The following is a 2,830-nucleotide window of genomic DNA, read 5'->3' on the forward strand; positions in this document are numbered from 1 at the left end:
CGGGCGAGTTGTGGAAGACTGCTGTGGCCCCAGCGTCGCACAACAATTCGCATTCGCGGTAATGGGTCCCGGCCCCCGTGCGCAAGTGCGCACTAGGCCAGAACGACGGCGAGCGTGTTGCGCGGTCTGTGAGTCAAACAATCGCATGACGAGCGGCAAGCTGCGGGAGGGCGCCGGCCTCCTGGAGAAGCCGGTCTCGCAAGCCAAGCTTGCCTTGAGGGTCGGAGAGATACGCGACCGTCGCCAAGGTTCGCGAAAATTATCACAGGTTATTGTTGCGCGGTTCTGTGCCGCCTTAGCGTTGCGGAATACGGCATTCGGGGACGAAAAATGCAGGACATGCTGACGCATCTCGAAAAGCTTCGACGCGACGCGGCGGAATGTGCGTTGATCCGCGACCTGGCGACTGACATGCGCAAGCGCGAGCTGTTCAGCAAGCTCGCCGAACATCTCACGGCCCTTGCCGCCGAGGTGGAGGAAACCATCAACGCAGCGCGAAAGGAGGACCAAGTCATCTAGCGAGGTCTACGTCGAGCGTTCGAATGTATCGACACTTGTCGTGACGGCTCGCCACCAGTTCACGGGCTTCAGGGCCGCCGCTTCGCCCTCGCGGGCCGCGACCAGCGCCTTGTCCGACACGACAAACCACGCCGCTTCCATTTTTTGATCGCGCAGCAAGCCGGTATAGGAAACCACGCGATCGCCCGCCGCCGACGAACCGACCGACGAAAATCCGATGCAATTGCCTTGGTGGACGCCGACGATCGCGACCGTCTGGCCGTAGAAGCCGCTATCGGCCAGCGCGGTTCGAAACGTCCCCTCGATGCGGCCATTCGCTTCACTGGTGATCTCGACGATCGAACCGTATTGGATTTTCCACCTACCGACCCCCGTCATCTCGTGCTCCCGACGCCGCGCGCTCCGGCCACGAATGCGCGGGACAACTTGCCCAGGAGATCGACGTTCCTGACAGCGCAAAGGTCCCGGGAGGACATGGCAATTTGCCGGATGGAACCAACGTCGCAACGGCGCATTGTCATTTCACCCATCGGTTGACAGGTAATATGCCGCCAGTATCGGTAGACGTGCCGATGCTGTAGCATTGCTGGTTCGCCGAGGAGCCTATTCGCCGCAATGTGTTGTATTTCAGGATTCTTTGTCTTGGCACTTTTTGCACATCGAGCATCGAGCACCACGTCGCGATCGCGCGGGCGAATTACCACCAAAGAGGCGCGATGAAGACCGACAAGGCTATCTGGTACGTCTCGTTCGCCATGCGAAATCCTGACGCCGGACATCACCGCTTCGCGCGCCAGACCCGTACCTTCACGACCGAGCAGGATGCCAAGGCGTTTGCGCGCACCCTGCTCGTTCAGACGCAGGACGTCAGCGCCGGAACGATCAATCCGCACATACCGAGACGCGTGATCGCGCCGGCCGCGATCACGGCCTGGGCCGGCGACAGCTGAGACTTCGCCTCCGTTGCTCCCTACAGGAAGCGTGAGGGCGCGAACGGGGCGAGCGGGATCTCCGGCGCCTTGCCGCTCAGGAGTTGCGCGACCAGCCGGCCGGTGCGGGCCGATCCGACCAGGCCGACATGGCCGTGGCCGAAGGCGTAGATCACGTCGCGCGTGGCACGGGCATAGCCGATGCAGGGGCGCCCGTCCGGCATGCTCGGCCGATGGCCGAACCAGGTCTTGATCCGCGATGGCGGAATATCCCTCGGCAGCTTCGGGAACATGCTGAAGAGATGCTCGCGCAGGATTTCGGCGCGCTTCCAGTTCGGCGCGGCATCGAGCCCCGCGATCTCCACCGTACCGGCGGCGCGCAGGCCCTTGTCGGTCCAGTTGACGACCATCTTGGCGTCCGAGGCCATCATGGAATTGCGCGGGCCGGATTCCGGATTCTCGATCATGACGTGATAGCCGCGCTCGGTCTCCAGCGGCAGCGGATCGCCGATCGAGGCGGTCAGTTGCCTGGAGCGCGCGCCCGCGGCGACGACGGCGGCGTCGCAGGCGATCTCGCCGCTCTCGGTGACCACGGCGACCAGCCTGTCGCCGGCAAGCCTGAGGCCCGTGGCCTTGGCGGCGACGCGCTCGGCGCCAATCGCGATCGCGTGCGCGGCAAGCGCCGCGACATAGGCGCCTGGATCGCGGCAGCGGCCCGCCTCCTCCACCACGACGCCGAATTTGTAGCGCGGGTGCAGGTCGGGCTCGCGCTGGCGCATCTCGTCTTCATCGAGCTCCAGCCATTCGATGCCGACGCGCTTGCGGATGCGCCAACCGAGATCGCGGTCGAACGGCGCGCGCGAGGGAAACACATGCATCACCCCGCGCCGCTCGATCAATTCGCCCACGCCTGCTTCCTCGGCGAGCTGCAGGTGCAGCAGCGGCGCATCCTTCAGGAGATCGCGCATCGCCCGCGCGGTGGCCTCGACCTGCGCCTCGGTCCGGCTCGACAGCAGATACTTGATCAGCCACGGCAAGGCCTTCGGCAGATACGACCAGCGGATCGCCAGCGGCCCGATCGGATCCATCAGATAACCCGGCACCTTCTTCCAGGTGCCCGGCTCGGCCGGCGGGATCACCGAATGCGACGACAGCCAGCCGGCATTGCCGTAGCTCGCCGCCTGGGTGCCGCCGGGCTCGCCCGGATCGATCAAGGTGACGCTGTGGCCCGCGCGCAGCGCCTCGATGGCGCTGATCACGCCGACCGCGCCGGCCCCGATGATCGCGACGTGACGGGACTCTTGTTGGGGCATGATCTCCTCGGAAAACCGCTTCGCACGTTTCCGGATCATGCCCTAGGTGGTGTTGACACTTATCGCATC

At 64.8% G+C, this 2,830-nt stretch carries 4 protein-coding genes; 2 read left to right on the forward strand and 2 right to left on the reverse strand.

Annotation, left to right across the window (positions count from 1 at the left end; translation table 11 throughout):
* Positions 1-330 precede the first annotated feature (330 nt).
* Positions 331-519, forward strand: a complete 189-nt coding sequence (locus tag AKL29_RS27950; RefSeq protein WP_016848414.1) for a hypothetical protein — start codon at positions 331-333, stop codon at positions 517-519.
* Between the two features lie 6 nt (positions 520-525).
* Here AKL29_RS27950 and AKL29_RS27955 read toward each other — a convergent pair whose 3' ends face one another.
* On the reverse strand, positions 526-897 hold the full coding sequence (locus AKL29_RS27955) for an avidin/streptavidin family protein (RefSeq protein WP_028334284.1): 372 nt from the start codon (positions 895-897) through the stop codon (positions 526-528).
* A 338-nt stretch (positions 898-1,235) separates the two neighbouring features.
* Here AKL29_RS27955 and AKL29_RS27960 point away from each other — a divergent pair, with 338 nt between their 5' ends.
* Entirely contained in the window at positions 1,236-1,469 is a 234-nt protein-coding gene (locus AKL29_RS27960; protein WP_028334283.1) for a hypothetical protein, read from the forward strand.
* Between the two features lie 20 nt (positions 1,470-1,489).
* Here AKL29_RS27960 and AKL29_RS27965 read toward each other — a convergent pair whose 3' ends face one another.
* A complete protein-coding gene (locus AKL29_RS27965; protein ID WP_028334282.1) occupies positions 1,490-2,761 on the reverse strand; it encodes an NAD(P)/FAD-dependent oxidoreductase in 1,272 nt (423 codons plus the stop codon).
* Positions 2,762-2,830 lie beyond the last annotated feature (69 nt).

It is taken from the genome of Bradyrhizobium pachyrhizi (assembly GCF_001189245.1).
Taxonomy (GTDB): Bacteria; Pseudomonadota; Alphaproteobacteria; order Rhizobiales; family Xanthobacteraceae; genus Bradyrhizobium; species Bradyrhizobium pachyrhizi.